This window comes from Pseudomonas sp. 7SR1, from assembly GCF_900156465.1.
Lineage (GTDB): Bacteria > Pseudomonadota > Gammaproteobacteria > Pseudomonadales > Pseudomonadaceae > Aquipseudomonas.
This window is the reverse complement of sequence record NZ_LT707064.1, coordinates 3155653-3172566: the sequence shown is the minus strand read 5'-3', so window position 1 is coordinate 3172566 and position 16914 is coordinate 3155653. Positions and strand designations below refer to the sequence as shown.

Here is a 16914-nt window from a genome sequence, read left to right as displayed (position 1 = left end):
TCAGGTTGTCTGTTCCGGCACATCCACACCGACATGGATCGCATCATGCCGCCAGAATTCCAGGTCGCAGTCGATCAGGCGCTGGTGCTGGTCGTAATTGACCCGGGCAATGCGCAGCCCGGGGCTGCCCACTGACACCTTCAACGCTGCCGCAGCCTCCGGCTGCAAGGACGTGGGAACGATTTCGAATTTCACCCGGCCGTAATGCAAGTCGTAATGGCGGGCATACAACTCGGTCATGGACTGGTTCAGGTCGAGCTGGAGGATGTCGGGAAAATACTGCGGATTCAGGTAATGCTCGACATACAGCACCAGGCGCTCATCGATACGCCGCACGCGGCAGATCTGGATCACCCTCGACAGCGCCGGCAATTGTAGCCATGCGCACACCGCCGCCGAAGCCGGCTGCATCCGCGCCGAAATCACCTGGGTGGAAGGCACCCGCCCCTGGGCCGTCACCATGGCGTGGAAATGGCTGCGTTGCATCAGGTTGTAGGCCAGCCGTGGCGGCGAGACGAACCAGCCCCGGCGCTCCTCGCGATAGATCTGTCCCTGGGCCTCGAGCTGCAACAAGGCCTCACGCACGGTGATTCGCGTTGTCCCGAATAACTCACTGAGCTTGCGCTCGGCCGGCAGCTGGCTGCCGGGGGCCAGCAATCCGTGGTCGAGCTGCTCTTGCAGGACCTGGCCGATGGTTGTCACCGCCTTGGTTGCATCGATGCGCATCAAACGTTACCTATCTGGACTAGACCAGCACTGTTTCCGGGCAGAAATCGATGGACCATCGATCCTGTTCTCATGCCTGCAAGCCTAGGCACGGCATATGACTGCTAGATGACAGAGCCGCCGAACGGTCACTTCACCCCCCCTGCAAAATCATAGCCAAGTCCTTTCAGATCAGATGTTTAACCATGGTCTACGCTTAAATCTCAGGCGCTTTGCTCGAGTCTCGCAGCCGTGGCGCCCTTTCGCATCGACATCAAATTGTCACAGGGCCCGCTTAAATTGGCTCAGGTATTGCTGACCTAGACCAACACAACCGCAATCGCAGCGTTGAATACGCCCATAGGAGCTTCGGATGAAACAGCTTTTCCTGGCATCACTGTTAGGCTCGACCATCGCCATGTGCACCGCCGCCATGGCCGCTGATACCGATCTGAAAACACTGGAAGCCGCTGCGAAAGCGGAAGGCGCCGTCAATAGCGTCGGCATGCCTGATGACTGGGCGAACTGGAAAGGCACCTGGGACGACCTGGCCAGGCTCTACGGCTTGAAGCACATCGACACTGACATGAGCTCGGCACAGGAAATCGCCAAGTTCGCCGCCGAGAAAGACAACGCCAGCGCCGACATCGGCGACGTCGGCGCGGCCTTCGGCCCGATCGCGGTCAAGCAGGGCGTGGTCCAGCCTTACAAGCCAAGCACCTGGGAACAGATTCCGGACTGGGCCAAGGACAAGGACGGCAACTGGGCACTGGCCTACACCGGCACCATCGCATTCATCGTCAACAAGAAGCTGTTGCACGGCTCCGAAGTGCCGACCAAATGGGCCGACCTGAAAACCGGCAAGTACAAAGTCTCCATCGGCGACGTGAGCACCGCGGCCCAGGCCGCCAATGGCGTGCTGGCGGCGGCCCTGGCCAACGGCGGTGACGAGAAGAACCTGCAACCGGCCCTGTTGATGTTCGCCGACATCGCCAAGCAAGGGCGCCTGTCCATGGCCAACCCGACCATCGCCACCATGGAAAAAGGCGAAGTGGAAGTCGGTGTGGTCTGGGACTTCAACGGCCTGAGCTACAAGGCCAAGATGGCCAACCCGGATGACTACGTCGTGCTGATTCCTTCCGATGGCTCGGTCATTTCCGGCTACACCACCATCATCAACAAATACGCCAAGCACCCGAACGCCGCCAAGCTGACCCGTGAATATATCTTCAGCGACGCCGGCCAGATCAACCTGGCCAAGGGCAACGCCCGTCCGATCCGCGCCGAGCACCTGAAACTGCCGGAAGAGGTCAAGACCAAGCTGCTGCCCAACGAGCAGTACAAGGGCGTGACGCCAATCAAGGACGCCGATGCGTGGGAAAAAACCTCCAAGGCACTGCCGCAGAAGTGGAATGAAGAAGTCATCGTCGAAATGAAGTGAGGCGGTAGTCAGCCCCGCTCGGATATCCAACGAAGACCCCCTTGTGGGAGCGAGCTCGCTCGCGATAGCGGTGTATCAGCCAACATTGATGTCGACTGACACGCCCTCATCGCGAGCAAGCTCGCTCCCACATCTGATCTGCGCTGAATCCGAGCTTTCTGGTTTCCATCCGGAGTCCCGGTCCCTATGAAACACAATGTCATCCTGGTAGTGCTCGACGGCCTCAACTACGAAGTCGCGCGCCATGCCATGGGACATCTGCAGGCGTATGTCGGCGCAGGACGCGCGGCGCTCTACAAACTGGAATGTGAACTGCCGGCCCTGTCCCGTCCTCTTTATGAATGCATCCTCACCGGCGTCGAGCCCATCGACAGCGGCATCGTGCACAACAACGTCTCGCGCCTGTCGAACCAGCGCAGCGTCTTCCACTACGCCACCGACGGCGGGTTGAGCACGGCAGCGGCGGCGTATCACTGGATCAGCGAGCTCTACAACGCCTCACCGTTCATATCGGCCCGCGACCGGCATACCGAAAATCCCGACCTGCCCATCCAGTACGGGCATTTCTACTGGAACGACCACTATCCCGATTCCCACCTGTTCGCCGACGCCGAACATCTTCGTCAGCGCTACCAGCCTAATTTCCTCCTGGTTCATCCGATGAACATCGACGATGCCGGTCACCAGCACGGCCTCGACACCCCGCAATATCGCAACAGCGCCCGCTCGGCCGACATCAACCTGGCGGTCTATCTGCAAGCCTGGCTCGACGCCGGTTACCAGGTGCTGGTGACCGCCGACCACGGCATGAACAACGACCGCTCCCACAACGGCATGCTGGCCGAGGAACGCGAGGTGCCGCTGTTTGTCCTGGGCGACAGCTTCAGCCTCGACCCCGAGGCAACGCCTCGCCAGGTCGAACTGTGCGGCACCGTCTGCCAGTTGCTGGGTGTCGAGCACGACAAACCCTATTGCCAGGAGTTGCTCAAGTGAATGCCATGACACGCGGCAAATGGCTGGCAGCCTTGTGCCTGGTGCCTTTCGCGATTTTCTTCATCGTGTTCCAGATCGCCCCGCTGCTCTGGGTACTGGTCAATAGCCTGGAATCGGAAGAGTTCGGCTGGGGCCTGGCCAATTTCAGCAAGATCTTCAACTCCAAGTTCTATCGCCAGGCGATCCAGCACAGCCTGGAAATCAGCTTCTGGTCCAGCGTGTTCGGCATCGTCATCGCTGTATTGGGCAGCTATTCATTGCGCCGGGTCGATTCGCGCCTGCGCAATTTCGTCAACGCTTTCGCCAACATGACCAGCAACTTCGCCGGCGTGCCCCTGGCCTTCGCGTTCATCATCCTGCTGGGGTTCAACGGCAGCATCACCCTGATGCTCAAACAGGCCGGCGTGATCGAGGATTTCAACCTGTATTCGAAAACCGGGCTGATCATCCTCTACACCTACTTCCAGATTCCCCTGGGGGTGCTGCTGCTCTATCCGGCCTTCGACGCCCTGCGCGAAGATTGGCGCGAGTCCGCCGCCCTGCTGGGGGCCAGTGGCTGGCAGTTCTGGCGGCACATCGGCCTGCCGGTGCTGACCCCGGCGCTGCTGGGCACGTTCGTGATCCTGCTGGCCAACGCCCTGGGGGCCTACGCAACGGTCTACGCCCTGACCACCGGCAACTTCAACGTCCTGCCCATCCGCATCGCCGCCATGGTGTCCGGGGATATCTCCCTCGACCCGAACATGGCCAGCGCCCTGGCCGTGGTCCTGGTGGCGTTGATGACCCTGGTGACCATCGTCCATCAGTTGCTGCTCAAGAGGAGCTACCATGTCGCGCGCTGAATCGGGCCCTGCCGGGCTCTATCACCGGGTGGTGGTATACGTGCTGTTCGCCATCCTGCTGCTGCCCCTGGTCGGCACCCTGGTCTACTCCATCGCCAGCAGCTGGTCGGCCACCGTGCTGCCCAGCGGCTTCACGTTCAAATGGTATGTGCAACTGTGGAGCGATCCGCGGTTTCTCGGCGCGTTCGGCCAATCGCTGGTGGTGTGCGTCGCAGCGCTGGTGCTTTCGGTGGTGCTGATCCTGCCGCTGTTGTTCGTGGTGCATTACCACTTCCCGAAGCTCGACGCGCTGATGAATATCCTCATCCTGCTACCCTTCGCGGTACCGCCGGTGGTGTCTTCGGTGGGGCTGCTTCAGCTCTACGGCTCCGGGCCACTGGCGATGGTGGGCACGCCATGGATCCTGATCGGCTGCTATTTCACGGTCGCCCTGCCGTTCATGTACCGGGCGATCACCAACAACCTGCAGGCCATCAACCTGCGCGACCTGATGGATGCCGCCCAATTGCTCGGTGCCAGCACCTTCCAGGCGGCGTTCCTGGTAGTGCTGCCGAACCTGCGCAAGGGCCTGATGGTGGCATTGCTGCTGTCGTTCTCGTTCCTGTTCGGCGAGTTCGTCTTCGCCAATATCCTGGTAGGCACCCGTTATGAAACCCTGCAGGTCTACCTGAACAACATGCGCAACAGCAGCGGCCACTTCACCAGTGCGCTGGTGATTTCCTACTTCTTTTTCGTACTGGTCCTGACCTGGGCGGCCAATATCTTGAACAAGGACAAAAGCCAATGAGCTACGTCAGCGTCCAACACCTGCAGAAAAGCTACGCCGGCACCCCTGTATTCAGCGACATCAATTGCGAGATCCACAAGGGCGAATTCGTCACCCTGCTGGGCCCGTCAGGTTGTGGCAAGTCCACGCTGCTGCGTTGCATCGCCGGCCTGACGGCGGTGGACGCCGGCCAGATCCTGCTGGACGGCCAGGACATCGTCCCGCTGAGCCCACAGAAGCGCGGGATCGGCATGGTCTTCCAGAGCTACGCCCTGTTTCCCAACATGACTGTGGAGCAGAACGTGGCCTTCGGGCTGCGCATGCAGAAGGTCGACGCCTCGGACAGCCACCAGCGTGTGTCGGAGATCCTGCGCCTGGTGGAGCTGCACGACTTTGCCGCCCGCTATCCCCATCAACTCTCCGGCGGCCAGTGCCAGCGCGTCGCCCTCGCCCGCTCCCTGGTGACCCGGCCACGCCTGTTGCTGCTGGACGAGCCGTTATCGGCCCTGGATGCGCGGATTCGCAAACACCTGCGCGAACAGATCCGTCAGATCCAGCGCGAGTTGGGCCTGACCACGATTTTCGTCACACACGATCAGGAAGAAGCCCTGACCATGTCTGACCGGATTTTCCTGATGAACCAAGGAAAGATCGTACAAAGCGGCGATGCCGAGACCCTCTACACTGCGCCAGTGGATGTCTTTGCCGCCGGCTTCATCGGCAACTACAACCTGCTGGACGCCGACAGCGCCACCCGGCTGCTGCAACGGCCGGTGAACAGCCGCATCGCGATTCGTCCGGAAGCCATCGAGCTGAACCGCAGCGGCGAGGCCGATGCGCTGATCCGCAGCCACAGCCTGTTGGGCAATGTCATCCGCTACCGGGTCGAGGCCCGTGGCGTGGAACTGGTGGTGGATGTGCTCAACCGCTCCGCCGCCGACCTGCACCCTGATGGCGCTCGATTGGCACTTTCCATCGATCCGTCGGCGCTGTGTGAGGTAGCCTGATGGCTTTGTCGATTCTGAAGCTGATACTGAAAAGGGAAACGCGCTGATGGCCCTGGCAATTTTTGATCTGGACGAAACCCTGATCCACGGCGACTGCGCCACCCTCTGGAGCGAGCAGATGGGCCGACTGGGGTGGGTCGACCCCGAGTCGTTCATGCGTCGCAACAATGAGCTGATGGACGCCTACAGTCACGGCAAGCTACGCATGGAAGAGTACATGGACTTCAGCCTGGAGCCGATGATCGGCCGCACGCCGGAAGAAATCGAGCATCTGGTGGCACCATGGGTGGAAGATTTCATCGAACCGATCATCTTCAGCGACGCCACCAAGGCCATCGCCGAACACCGCAAGGCCGGCGACCGGATCCTGGTGATCTCCGCCTCGGGCACGCACCTGGTCAAGCCGATTGCCGAACGCCTGGGCATCGATGAGATCCTGGCGATCGATCTCGAGGTCGCCCATGGGGCATACACTGGCAAGACCGTAGGCGTCCTGACCTACCGCGAAGGCAAGATCACGCGGCTGCTGGACTGGCTGGATGCGGAAGAAGAGAATCTCGAAGGCGCGAGTTTCTATTCCGATTCGCGAAATGATCTGCCGCTGCTGCTCAAGATCGATCACCCGCATGTGGTGAACCCGGATCCGGAATTGAAGGCCTATGCCGAATCGGCCGGCTGGCCGATCCATAGCTGGACATGAAGCCAGCTCCCAGGCTTGGGTGGCGAAAGGTTCAGACAAAGCCTGGGGTTTGTACGAAAAGCCTACAGCCCGCAATACACCTGCATCGCATTCAGGGCCGTGTCATCCCCACTGCCCTGATCGGGCTCACTCTTGAGGCGCAATCCCCAGACATACTGCCCCTGGGGGCAGTAGGCAGCCGCTCCCCAAGTTCCCCACGGCCCTTGTTCCGATGTATCCGAAGGCACTTGCCCCCAGACAGCCTCGACAACTATCAGCAAGAGTGCACAAACCGACGCGTGCAAGGCGACATGGCCTGACATGACAGCGCCCTACTTGAACTTGGAAAAGGCTTTTGCCAGATCCAGAATTGTTTTTTCGTCTTGCCTGTCCATATCACCGTCGCCATCAATGTCGGTTTTGACGTTGACGGTGTCGTAGGGTCCGTTCTTTTTCGAAGCCGTGACAAAGGTCGCGAACTGCAATTTCCTGCCTTTGTAGATCTCCAGGACAACGTCGGGCGATCTATTGTCGTCAACGTACTCTTGGCTCATGCGGAGTTCTTTTGTAGCCATCACATCACCTCTTCTGTTAGTGACACTGAACAGAGAGACAACTATTACTCTCGAACCCACTCTAGGGCGGCTTTCTCCATGGTGTCTACTGTCAGACCTGACAGGTGCATGGGCTTTCCAGCGGAGCGAACAGCCTGGCGTGTTCACCGATCCACGACGGAGGTTCGCTTCCTCGCCGGAGTGTCGTCAGAACAGTGCAGGGGGGAAACAGACCCCGCTTATCGGACAATCTGCTTCCCATGGGCCAGGGATCAGCTCAGGCTTTCATCGATTACCAGCACCAACTTGCCTGACACTTTGTTGCTCGCCAGCTCTGCAAACGCCGCTTCGGCATCCCCGATGGCAAAGGTCCCGGCCAGTTGCGGACTCAGGCGTTTCTCGCTGAACAGCGGCCAGACATGCTCGCCCAACTCTCGCAGCAGATCGGCTTTGAACTGCCCATCGCGACTGCGCAGGGTCGAGCCCAGCAACTGGATGCGCTTGGCAAGTACCTGCGCCAGGTCCAGCTGGGTTTCCCGACCGCCCATCAGGCCGATCAATACCCAACGCCCGTCAACTGACAAAAGTTTCACGTTGAGCGGGGCGTAACTGGCGCCCACCGGATCGAGAATCACGTCGAAGGGACCGAAGTCGTTCAGGCTGTCCATGCCATCGGTGCGAACCACGCCGCCCTGAGCGCCCAACGCCTCGCAATAGGCCAACCGATCCGCCGAGCCAACACTGACCCAGCACGGGTTGCCGAACGCCTTGCACAGCTGGATAGCCGCCGATCCGACGCCACTGGCTCCGGCGTGCAGGAGCACTTTCTCGCCCGGCTTGAGCGCAGCCAGCTGAAACAGATTCAGCCATGCGGTGCTGTAGACCTCAGGCAGCGCGGCGGCTTCAGCCATGGAAAGGCCCTCGGGCACGGGCAGGACATGCCGGCCATCGACCACCACTTCCTGCGCCATACCGCCGCCGGCGAGCAAGGCACAGACACGGTCGCCAACCTGCCAGGACGAGCCCGGCCCTACCTCGCTGATCACTCCGGAACACTCCAGCCCCAGTACCTGACTGGCACCGGGCGGCGGCGGGTAATGCCCGGCCTTTTGTAACAAATCGGCCCGATTCAGGCCGGCAGCCGCCACGCGGATGCGAACTTGGCCGGCATCACATGCCGGACTTGGCTCATCAGCCCATACCACTTGGCCTTCAACGCCTTGCAATGCTTTCACGGTGCCTCCATAGTGAGTCTCGACTGGGCCCGTTGCCGCAACGCCGGGCTTTCTTGCATTATGCGCCCGGGCCACATGGAACCGGCGACTTCAAAGACGGCCTAATATGCGTTATCAATTGTCCCTGCGTCGAATCAGTATGAAGCACCTGTTCCCCAGCACTGCCCTTGCGCTTGTCATTGGCCTCGGTCTGTTGCCGCTGTCGAGCGATACGTTCGCAGCCAACAGCTGGGACAAGCTTCAACCCGATCGCGACGAGGTCATTGCCAGCCTTAACGTCGTCGAGTTGCTCAAGCGCCATCACTACAGCAAGCCTCCCCTCGACGATGCACGCTCCGTCATCATCTATGACAGCTACCTGAAGCTGCTCGATCCGTCGCGCAGTTATTTCCTGGCCAGCGACATCGCCGAATTCGACAAGTGGAAAACCCAGTTCGACGACTTCCTCAAGAGCGGCGACCTGAACGCAGGGTTCATCATCTACAAACGCTACCTGGATCGCGTGAAAGCGCGTCTGGACTACGCCCTTGCCGAACTGAACAAAGGCGTCGACAAAATCGACTTCAATGCCAAGGAAACCTTGCTGGTGGATCGCAAGGACGCCCCCTGGCTCAAAAACACCGCCGAACTGGACGACCTGTGGCGCAAACGCGTCAAGGACGAAGTCCTGCGCATGAAGATCGCCGGCAAGGAACCCAAGCAGATCCAGGAAACCCTGATCAAGCGCTACAAGAATCAGCTGGCACGCCTGGACCAGACCCGCGCCGAGGACATCTTCCAGGCGTATATCAACACCTTCGCCATGTCCTACGACCCGCATACCAATTATCTGTCACCGGATAACGCGGAAAACTTCGACATCAACATGAGTCTGTCCCTGGAAGGCATCGGTGCGGTGCTGCAGAGCGACAACGACCAGGTGAAAATCGTGCGCCTGGTGCCGGCAGGCCCCGCCGACAAGACCAAGCAGGTAAGCCCGGCGGACAAGATCATCGGCGTCGCCCAGGGTGACAAGGAAATGGTCGATGTGGTCGGCTGGCGCCTGGACGAAGTGGTCAAGCTGATCCGTGGTCCGAAAGGCTCGGTGGTGCGCCTGGAAGTCATCCCGGCCAGCAATGCCCCGAACGACCAGACCAGCAAGGTCGTGTCGATTACCCGTGAAGCGGTGAAGCTGGAAGAACAGGCCGCGAAGAAATCGGTCCTCAAACTCAAGCAGGACGGTAAGGACTACAAGCTCGGCATCATCGAGATCCCGGCCTTCTACCTGGACTTCAAAGCCTTCCGCGCCGGTGACCCGGACTACAAGAGCACCACTCGCGACGTCAAGAAACTGCTGACCGAATTGCAGAAGGAAAAGGTCGACGGCGTGGTCATCGACTTGCGCAACAATGGCGGTGGTTCCCTGCAGGAAGCAACCGAGCTGACCAGCCTGTTCATCGACAAGGGCCCGACCGTGCTGGTACGCAACGCCGATGGCCGGGTGGATGTGCTCGAAGACGAAAACCCGGGCGCGTTCTACAAGGGCCCGATGGCATTGCTGGTCAATCGCCTGTCGGCTTCGGCCTCGGAGATCTTCGCTGGCGCCATGCAGGACTACCACCGGGCGCTCATCATCGGTGGCCAGACCTTCGGCAAAGGCACCGTGCAGACCATCCAGCCGCTCAACCATGGCGAGCTGAAACTGACCCTGGCCAAGTTCTACCGGGTTTCCGGGCAGAGCACCCAGCATCAGGGCGTGCTGCCGGATATCGATTACCCGTCGATCATCGACACCAAGGAAATCGGCGAAAGCGCCCTGCCCGAAGCCATGCCGTGGGACACCATCCGGCCGGCGATCAAACCGGCGGTGGACCCGTTCAAGCCGTTCCTGGCCCAGCTCAAGTCCGAGCATGACGCCCGCACGGCCCAGGACGCGGAATTCGTGTTCATCCGCGACAAGCTGGCCCTGGCGCAGAAACTGATGACCGAGAAGACCGTCACCCTCAACGAAACCGAGCGTCGCGCGCAACACACCGACATCGAGGCCAAGCAACTGGCGATGGAAAACCTGCGCCGCAAGGCCAAGGGTGAAGAACCGCTCAAGGAATTGAAGAAAGAGGACGAAGACCTCATCACCGAGCCGGAAAAAACCAAGCCGGAAGACGATGCCTACCTGAGCGAGACCGGGCGAATCCTGTTGGATTACCTGAAACTCAACACGGCGGTCGCGAAACATTAAGGTGATAGCCATTTAATGCTACCGCTCCTCGGAGCGTCATCAAACTGACATCATTCTGTCGTGAAATACAGGACCGGGCGCCCCCAGCGGGAGGCGCCCAGTCCTTTTTTTTCGCCAGAGATAGCCATGACCACGACCGAACAGCTGGGTGCCTTGAGTTCAATCCTGACTCAAAGCGGTTTGCACAGCCTGTTCCAACCGATCATCTGCCTTTCCGAACGACGCATCGTGGGTTATGAGGCCCTGACCCGCGGACCGTCCAACAGCCCGTTGCACTCCCCCATCGCCCTGCTCTCCGTGGCACGCCAGGCCGGACGGCTCAGTGAACTGGAACTGGCCTGCCGGCGCAGCGCCTGCCAGCGTTTCAACGAGCAGAAACTGCCGGGCAAACTGTTTCTGAACGTCTCGCCCGAATCGCTGCTGGAGTCGGCGCACCAGACCGGCCGCACATTGCAGCTGTTGCAGGATTTCGGCATTCCACCCAGCCAGGTGGTGATCGAACTGACCGAGCAAACCCCCATCGACGACTTCCAGCTCCTGCAGACCGCCTTGCATCATTATCGCGCCATGGGCTTTTCCATCGCCCTGGACGACCTGGGGGCTGGTTATTCGAGCCTGCGACTGTGGTCCGAATTGCGGCCCGACTATGTGAAGATCGATCGGCATTTCATCGATGGCATTCACCAGGACGCTCTCAAGCGCGAATTCGTCGGTTCGATCCTGAAGATCGCCCGCACCTCACGGTCGCAGGTCATCGCCGAAGGCATCGAACTGCCCGAGGAACTGGCGGTACTGATCGAGATGGGCGTCGACCTGGTCCAGGGTTACCTGCTGGCCCGCCCCCAGGAGCAGCCGTCCCGGGACGCCAGGGCGCTCATGCCCAGGCAGGACAGCGGCGCAGTATCGCTGAACGATGAGGTCAACGACCTCGGGGCCTTGCTCAACGAACAACCGGCCGTGGCTCACGACACTCCCACGGCCACAGTGCTGGAGGCCTTTCGGCGCCAGGCCAACCTCAATTCCCTGGCGGTACTGGACAACCAGAACCACCCCTGTGGCATCGTCCATCGCCATTCGCTTTCGGACGCCCTGCTCAAGCCCTTCGCCACCGACCTGTTCGCCCGCAAACCCATCAGCCGCCTGATGAGCGATGACTTCCTGGCCGTGGAGCTGAACCAGTCGCTGCAGCAGGTCAGCCGCCTCATCACCAGCCGCGCCCGGCAACGCATCGAAGAAGACTTCATCATCACCCTCAACGGCGGTTACCTGGGACTGGGGCGGGTGATCGACGTGCTCAAGCTCATCACCGAGCTGAAAATCCAGCAGGCCCGCTACGCCAACCCCCTGACCCTGCTGCCGGGCAACGTCCCCATCCAGCAATGCCTGACCCGCCTGCTGCAGCAACGGCAGGAATCGGTGATCTGCTACGTGGACATCGACAGTTTCAAACCCTTCAACGATATCTATGGCTACGGCCGAGGCGATGAAGTCCTGCTGTGCCTGGCCCAATGCCTGAACGAACGCATCGACCCCAGCCGCGACTTCGTCGGCCACATCGGCGGCGACGACTTCCTGCTGGTCCTTGGCCCGGAAGACTGGCGCAAGCGCCTGGACCAGCTTCTGAGCGACTTCCAGACCCACTGCCGGCGCTTCTATCGCCCCGAACACCTGGAAGCGGGATGCTTTACCGCACTGAACCGGCAAGGGGTCCGCCAGGAGTTTGCGTTGTTGTCACTGTCCATCGGGGTGGTGTATCTGCGGTCGGAGGCGTGCGAGGAGCTGGACGCCAGCCAGCTGGCGGAACTGGCTTCACAGGCCAAGCATCATGCCAAGGACATGGCCGGAGGCAGCGTGTACCTGGTCGAGGCAGAGCCTGCGAAGGATGTGGACGTGGCCACCGTATAGCGACACCCCACCGAACACAGCCGCCAGTTGGCTCGGATCGGCTGTCAGGTAGCGGCCGGTTTCAGGATTGCAGTAGCGGTGCCGATCATAGTGCAGACCCGTCTCGGGGTCGAAGTACTGGCCGTGCGAACGCAGCGGCTGCTCCAGCTCTTCGCCGCCGCCGTGCTCGATCGCACAGGCCCTGCCGTAGCCGGTGTAGCGCGCCGACCAGACGATCTGGCCGCCATAGTTGGTCAGTTCCTGGGGCAGCCCCAGATGGTCGAGGTGGTAGTAGAACGGGCAGCTGTTCAGGCCTTTGCCGTCGAGCATCGCCAGTGGGCGGAAGGTGCCGGGCTCGTAGAGGTAGCTGCGGTAGTGGCGCGGACTGCTTTCAGCGACGAGGAAATCCCCCTGCCAGAAAAACCTAGTGGTCAGGCCTTCGACGGTCTTGCTGATGCGTCGGCCAAACGCGTCGTAGCGGTAGGACATTTCGCGACCTTCCGGCGTGGTGACGCCGATCAGGCGATGCTGAGTGTCATACCGGTATTCAGTGAGGAGGACGTGAGCCTCACCGTGACGCTCGCGGATCAGATTGCCAAAGGCGTCGTAGTCGGCGTGGTGGTCGCCTTCGCTGGGCAGGCGGTTGTCCTCGAGGCTGGGCGGGTAAGGGCCCTGCGGCAGATTGCCAACCGGGCCGTGGCCGAAGGGTTGCGGCGGCTCATCCTGGCCACGCTCGATGCGGATCAGCCGATCCGAGCCATCGTACCGATAAGTGCACTGTCCATCATGGCTGTCGGAAATGACCTCAAGGTTTCCCTTGGCACTGTAGGTAAAAGCGCGCCAGAACAAGGACTGCCGGTTCTGTTGCACCGTACAAGCCCTGAGACGGCCCTGGTCATCGTAGTCATAGTGGCTGAGCAGCAGTCCCTGTTGACGCTGCCATTCGCGACCGGCCCGGTAACGATGTTCGGTGAGGCGCTCACCGTTGAGGTCGATGGCAGTGAGCATCCCCCCTGCGGCGTAATGGAAATCGACCTGGCTGTTGTCCGGCAAGCCCATGCGATCGAGCCGCCCGCAGGTATCGTAGCGATAACGCAGGGTGCCCTGGCCTTGATGTTCGGCGACCAGCCGGTCCTGGGCGTCGTACTCGAAGACCAGCGGGTGATCGCTGCCATCGCTGACCTCCGCCAGCCGTCCCAGCCTGTCGTAGCGGTACTGGATCGACTGTCCGTCGGGCAAGGTCTTGACCCGAAGCCGCCCGGCCGCGTCGCGCTGGTAGGTCGTCAGCCACTGGCTGCCATCGACGCCGAAGTCGGTTTTTTCCAGCAGGCCTCCGTTGAGGTCATAGACGTAGTCCGTACGCTGGCCGTCGAAGCCGACTTGCCGTCGGATCAGGCCGCCGGGGGTGTAGTCCAGCTGGTATTTTTCCCCGGATTCATTTTCGATTTCGGTCAGTAGCAACCGCGCCGAGTCATATCGGTAGTGCAGCTCGCTGCCATCGGGGTTGATGCGTCGGCTGACCAAGGGCCAATCATCGGCATATTCGTAATGGGTGATGCGGCCCTGTTCGTCGCGTTCACGGGTGATCTTGCCGTAGGCGTTGTAGTGCCAGGCGCGGCTGGCACCGGTTGGCGAGGTCGCCTGAAGCAGGCGCCCCACGGCGTCCCATTGATAATGGGTCAAGCCACCGTGTTCGTCCTGGCAGGTCAGCAAACGCCCGAGGAGGTCGTAGGTAAACGCCCGTCGACTGCCATCTGGCAAGGTTTCTTCAGCCAACTGCCCCAGAGCATCGCGAGCGAAGCGGTGTTCGCCGCCGTCCGGATAGCGGATCGCCGACAACTGTCCGTGAGCGTCATAGGCATAACCGGTACTTTGTCGACCCGGGTCAATGACCTCGATCACGTCACCCTGGGCATTGCACCGGTAGGTCCATCTCGCATCACCGCGCGCCTTGGCGTACAGGACACCGTTGCGGTATTCGTAGGTCGTAGGCAGTTCGTTCGGTGGAATCAGCGCTGCCAGCCGTCCGTCCTCGTCGTAACGGTATTCGGTGACGCCGCCCAGGGGATCCTGCTCAGCGATCAAACGCCCCTGTTCGTCGTAGGCCTTGAGGTGCTCGCCGCCATCGGGATCGACCTTGCGCACCAGACGGGCCTGCTCGTCGTGGATGTACGCCTCTTCGCTGCCGTCGAGGTGTCGGACCGTGACGCAACCGCCCTCGCCCCAGCGATAACGGATGTCCAACTGCGGGAACGAGGCCCAATACCGCACGCAGCGGGCCGACTTCCCGGCCCCCTCCCACTCCCAGAAAAAACTCGCGCCACCGGCCAGTTGCCTCTGGAGGATGACGTGCTGGTCGTCGTAGTCGTAGCGCTCGCTCTCACCGGCGGCATTGGTCGCTTCGATGAGTCGCAGGCGCCCGTCATAGCGGTAGGACATCAAGGTCTGCTCGGTACGCCAGGCGTCGTCCAGGGTCAGGGCCGGATGGAAGCTCTGGTAGTCGATGGCCACCAGGTGGCGCTGCTCGTAACGCAGGCGCAGGCAGCGTCCGACACCGTTGTCGAGGCGACTGATATCGCCATGGATGTTGCGCTGCAGGGTCAGGCGGTTGCCGTAGCGGTCGCTGAGGGCGATCAGTTGGCCGTCGCGAAAATGCAGGAAAGGTGCTTGCCCACCCGGCTGGGCAATGATCATCTCATCCGGTTCGCCCCCCAGGTAAATCGCCGCGTGGACCAGGCCATGTTGAATCGCCGGGCGCTGGACGCTGGGCAGGGGAAAGGTCGTCCGACGGTTTTCCTGGTCGATCCAGATGACTTGCCCGTCTTCAAGCCGCAAGCGATGCGCCAGGGCATGGCTCCAGCCACGTCCCAGGCCCAGGTCCTGATCGGCGGCACCGCTGCGGTACATGCGAGTGAAGACAAACGGCATCCGGCCATCGAGCTGACCGTCGTCAAGGCTCAGCAATCCCTCGCCCGTGACCAAGGACAGCTGGCCGCCGCGGGTGCAAGGCAAGGCCGCCGTGCTGATTATCGGGGGACGTCCAGCGAAACGGATCAGCCGCTCCATGCCCATCAGCGAGGGCTGCTCGTGGCAAACCGTCAGGGTGCCTTGGGAACTGTCGACAGCTTCCTCGATACGACGCATCTGTTCCATCAGGACGCGGCTCGAACAGGGGCCCGCAGGGAAAACCGGTCGAACATGGGCAAAGGTCTCGCAACACTCAGGAAGGGCGAGACTTTGCAGTGGATAACAGGGGAAATAAGTCAGCGAAAGAAGCGGTGGATGTAGGGCGATTCTTTAAATTCACCAGAGCGCACAACAACCCATCCACCGAGGCTCGCACGCTGCGCCTGCCTTGTGGATAAGTCTACAGGTCGTGGCCTTCGAGCTTCTGGAGCCGGTCCTCGGCCAACGGATGTCCGGCCTTCGCCGCCAGCGCCCACCAGCGTGCCGCTTCGACCGGGTCCGGCGCCTTGCCGACCGTTCCGGTCATGCTGAGCACGCCGACCTGATAGGCCGCCTTGCCATCCCCCGCCAAGGCCGCCAGCCGCAACAGGCGAATACCTTCGGCCCGGGCGCCCAGCCCTTGGCCGCGAAAGGTGAGGATATGGCCATAGAAACTCTGGGCACCGACATCGCCCAGGTTCGCCATGCGGGAAAACTGCCCCTCGAGCCACGCCCAGCCGCGAGGCTGGCGGACGAACCATGGCCAGTGGAACAGTCGGCGCGCCAGCCAGTAACCGGCCCGTGCCTTGATACGCCAGAACATCAGGCCTCCGCCGACTCGGGATACTCGTATTCGAACACCCGGACCACTTCGGAGGCATGCCATGAGGCAGCGGCCACGCCATCGGAAGGACCGGAGAAGCGCCCAAGGCGCTCGACGCACTCGAAGAACCCCGTGCGTGGCAGCCGGCTGGCGCCCTGGCTGATGACCAGCGAACTGCGCAGAGGCTGCTCGGCCCGGGCATCCAGCGCTGCCAGATGCTCGAGGGCCGCGGTCAGGGTCTGCATGGCCGGACTGGGCAATTGCAAGCGCTCCAGCAACGCCCGATACGTCAACAGATGGCGCTGGCGGCGCGCCTGGTCCAGTTCCCCCAGCAATCCATCCCAATGCTGTCGACTGATGCGTACACTCACGATTCATCCCTCCAACCTGGCACCGTCAACTCCCAGGCCAGACTACGCCGAATCGCGGCATCGGGCTGACGCTCGCCGCTTTCGATCATGGCCAGATAAGACGGGCTGATTCCTACCGTGCGGGCCAGCGCCTCGATGGCGATGCCCTTCCCTTCGCGCAAACTGCGTAATTGATCCAGACCAGGAAGGTCCTGACCGGGTGTCGCCGCCGGATGGACCGTGGCTTCGTGCGGCGGTGCTTGATGGATGCCTGCGGCTTTCAACAATGATTGGTACTGATCCCACGGTAAAACCGCATACTCGGGCTCTCCGTCGCGCGTGATTATCTGAATATCCATGACTACCCCGTAGGACAACAACACTTAGCGAGTCAGCTTTTTTCCTAGGAAGTGTAATCCTAAATAGTGGCTAAGGTCGCGGGGCGATGAATCCATGAGGAAAATGCAACAG

15 protein-coding genes and 1 pseudogene are annotated in these 16914 nt (G+C 61.2%); 8 read left to right on the top strand and 8 right to left on the bottom strand.

Annotated features, from left to right (window positions below; translation table 11 throughout):
* Positions 1 to 726 (bottom strand): UTRA domain-containing protein, encoded by a 726-nt coding sequence (locus tag BW992_RS14435; protein WP_072393901.1) that lies wholly within the window; start codon positions 724 to 726, stop codon positions 1 to 3.
* 352 nt (positions 727 to 1078) lie between these two features.
* Between BW992_RS14435 and BW992_RS14430 the strand changes: the two genes are divergently transcribed.
* The 6 genes from BW992_RS14430 (at position 1079) to BW992_RS14405 (ending at position 6454) form a co-directional block, all read left to right on the top strand.
* Positions 1079 to 2146: an ABC transporter substrate-binding protein gene (locus BW992_RS14430; protein WP_072393904.1), complete on the top strand. Its 1068-nt coding sequence runs from the start codon at positions 1079 to 1081 to the stop codon at positions 2144 to 2146.
* A gap of 186 nt (positions 2147 to 2332) precedes the next feature.
* The gene (locus BW992_RS14425; protein WP_072459326.1) at positions 2333 to 3139 is read left to right on the top strand and encodes an alkaline phosphatase family protein; all 807 of its coding nucleotides are present in this window, start codon (positions 2333 to 2335) and stop codon (positions 3137 to 3139) included.
* A 5-nt stretch (positions 3140 to 3144) separates the two neighbouring features.
* Positions 3145 to 3981, top strand: a complete 837-nt coding sequence (locus tag BW992_RS14420) for an ABC transporter permease (RefSeq protein WP_168199554.1) — start codon at positions 3145 to 3147, stop codon at positions 3979 to 3981.
* Positions 3968 to 4768 (top strand): ABC transporter permease, encoded by an 801-nt coding sequence (locus BW992_RS14415; RefSeq protein WP_072431616.1) that lies wholly within the window; start codon positions 3968 to 3970, stop codon positions 4766 to 4768. The genes BW992_RS14420 and BW992_RS14415 overlap by 14 nt, the downstream gene beginning before the upstream one ends.
* Positions 4765 to 5754: an ABC transporter ATP-binding protein gene (locus tag BW992_RS14410; protein ID WP_072393916.1), complete on the top strand. Its 990-nt coding sequence runs from the start codon at positions 4765 to 4767 to the stop codon at positions 5752 to 5754. Before BW992_RS14415 ends, BW992_RS14410 begins: the two co-directional genes overlap by 4 nt.
* 46 nt (positions 5755 to 5800) lie before the next feature.
* On the top strand, positions 5801 to 6454 hold the full coding sequence (locus BW992_RS14405; RefSeq protein WP_072393919.1) for an HAD family hydrolase: 654 nt from the start codon (positions 5801 to 5803) through the stop codon (positions 6452 to 6454).
* A gap of 62 nt (positions 6455 to 6516) precedes the next feature.
* Here BW992_RS14405 and BW992_RS27535 read toward each other — a convergent pair whose 3' ends face one another.
* The 3 genes from BW992_RS27535 to BW992_RS14390 form a co-directional block, all read right to left on the bottom strand.
* Positions 6517 to 6756: a hypothetical protein gene (locus BW992_RS27535; protein WP_072459327.1), complete on the bottom strand. Its 240-nt coding sequence runs from the start codon at positions 6754 to 6756 to the stop codon at positions 6517 to 6519.
* Between the two features lie 9 nt (positions 6757 to 6765).
* Positions 6766 to 6987: a hypothetical protein gene (locus tag BW992_RS14395; RefSeq protein ID WP_072393922.1), complete on the bottom strand. Its 222-nt coding sequence runs from the start codon at positions 6985 to 6987 to the stop codon at positions 6766 to 6768.
* A 272-nt stretch (positions 6988 to 7259) separates the two neighbouring features.
* Positions 7260 to 8222 (bottom strand): zinc-binding dehydrogenase, encoded by a 963-nt coding sequence (locus BW992_RS14390; protein WP_076406448.1) that lies wholly within the window; start codon positions 8220 to 8222, stop codon positions 7260 to 7262.
* Positions 8223 to 8361: 139 nt separating this feature from the next.
* Here BW992_RS14390 and BW992_RS14385 point away from each other — a divergent pair, with 139 nt between their 5' ends.
* On the top strand, positions 8362 to 10440 hold the full coding sequence (locus tag BW992_RS14385; RefSeq protein WP_165887868.1) for a carboxy terminal-processing peptidase: 2079 nt from the start codon (positions 8362 to 8364) through the stop codon (positions 10438 to 10440).
* A 126-nt stretch (positions 10441 to 10566) separates the two neighbouring features.
* Positions 10567 to 12345 carry a bifunctional diguanylate cyclase/phosphodiesterase gene (locus tag BW992_RS14380; RefSeq protein ID WP_072393931.1) on the top strand — a complete coding sequence of 593 codons (1779 nt, stop codon included), beginning with the start codon at positions 10567 to 10569 and terminating at the stop codon, positions 12343 to 12345.
* Between the two features lie 6 nt (positions 12346 to 12351).
* On the opposite strand, the pseudogene BW992_RS14375 reads toward BW992_RS14380, so the two are convergent.
* The 4 genes and pseudogenes from BW992_RS14375 to BW992_RS14360 all read right to left on the bottom strand — a co-directional run.
* Positions 12352 to 15330: pseudogene (locus BW992_RS14375) on the bottom strand (DUF6531 domain-containing protein); the annotation flags it as partial.
* Positions 15331 to 15691: 361 nt separating this feature from the next.
* On the bottom strand, positions 15692 to 16093 hold the full coding sequence (locus BW992_RS14370) for a sel1 repeat family protein (protein ID WP_072393934.1): 402 nt from the start codon (positions 16091 to 16093) through the stop codon (positions 15692 to 15694).
* Complete coding sequence (locus tag BW992_RS14365) at positions 16093 to 16464, bottom strand: hypothetical protein (RefSeq protein ID WP_003179080.1); 372 nt, start codon at positions 16462 to 16464, stop codon at positions 16093 to 16095. The genes BW992_RS14370 and BW992_RS14365 overlap by 1 nt, the downstream gene beginning before the upstream one ends.
* The gene (locus BW992_RS14360; RefSeq protein ID WP_072431647.1) at positions 16461 to 16802 is read right to left on the bottom strand and encodes a helix-turn-helix domain-containing protein; all 342 of its coding nucleotides are present in this window, start codon (positions 16800 to 16802) and stop codon (positions 16461 to 16463) included. Before BW992_RS14360 ends, BW992_RS14365 begins: the two co-directional genes overlap by 4 nt.
* Between the last annotated feature and the right edge of the window lie 112 nt (positions 16803 to 16914).

Excerpts from the sequence above, each read along its gene's own strand:
- BW992_RS14435 (WP_072393901.1), bottom strand. The coding sequence starts at position 726 with ATGCGCATCGATGCAACCAAGGCGGTGACAACCATCGGCCAGGTCCTG.
- BW992_RS14395 (WP_072393922.1), bottom strand. The coding sequence starts at position 6,987 with ATGAGCCAAGAGTACGTTGACGACAATAGATCGCCCGACGTTGTCCTG.
- BW992_RS14360 (WP_072431647.1), bottom strand. The coding sequence starts at position 16,802 with ATGGATATTCAGATAATCACGCGCGACGGAGAGCCCGAGTATGCGGTT.
- BW992_RS14420 (WP_168199554.1), top strand. The coding sequence starts at position 3,145 with ATGACACGCGGCAAATGGCTGGCAGCCTTGTGCCTGGTGCCTTTCGCG.
- BW992_RS14430 (WP_072393904.1), top strand. The coding sequence starts at position 1,079 with ATGAAACAGCTTTTCCTGGCATCACTGTTAGGCTCGACCATCGCCATG.
- BW992_RS14405 (WP_072393919.1), top strand. The coding sequence starts at position 5,801 with ATGGCCCTGGCAATTTTTGATCTGGACGAAACCCTGATCCACGGCGAC.
- BW992_RS14425 (WP_072459326.1), top strand. The coding sequence starts at position 2,333 with ATGAAACACAATGTCATCCTGGTAGTGCTCGACGGCCTCAACTACGAA.
- BW992_RS14410 (WP_072393916.1), top strand. The coding sequence starts at position 4,765 with ATGAGCTACGTCAGCGTCCAACACCTGCAGAAAAGCTACGCCGGCACC.
- BW992_RS27535 (WP_072459327.1), bottom strand. The coding sequence starts at position 6,756 with ATGTCAGGCCATGTCGCCTTGCACGCGTCGGTTTGTGCACTCTTGCTG.
- BW992_RS14385 (WP_165887868.1), top strand. The coding sequence starts at position 8,362 with ATGAAGCACCTGTTCCCCAGCACTGCCCTTGCGCTTGTCATTGGCCTC.
- BW992_RS14370 (WP_072393934.1), bottom strand. The coding sequence starts at position 16,093 with ATGTTCTGGCGTATCAAGGCACGGGCCGGTTACTGGCTGGCGCGCCGA.
- BW992_RS14415 (WP_072431616.1), top strand. The coding sequence starts at position 3,968 with ATGTCGCGCGCTGAATCGGGCCCTGCCGGGCTCTATCACCGGGTGGTG.
- BW992_RS14380 (WP_072393931.1), top strand. The coding sequence starts at position 10,567 with ATGACCACGACCGAACAGCTGGGTGCCTTGAGTTCAATCCTGACTCAA.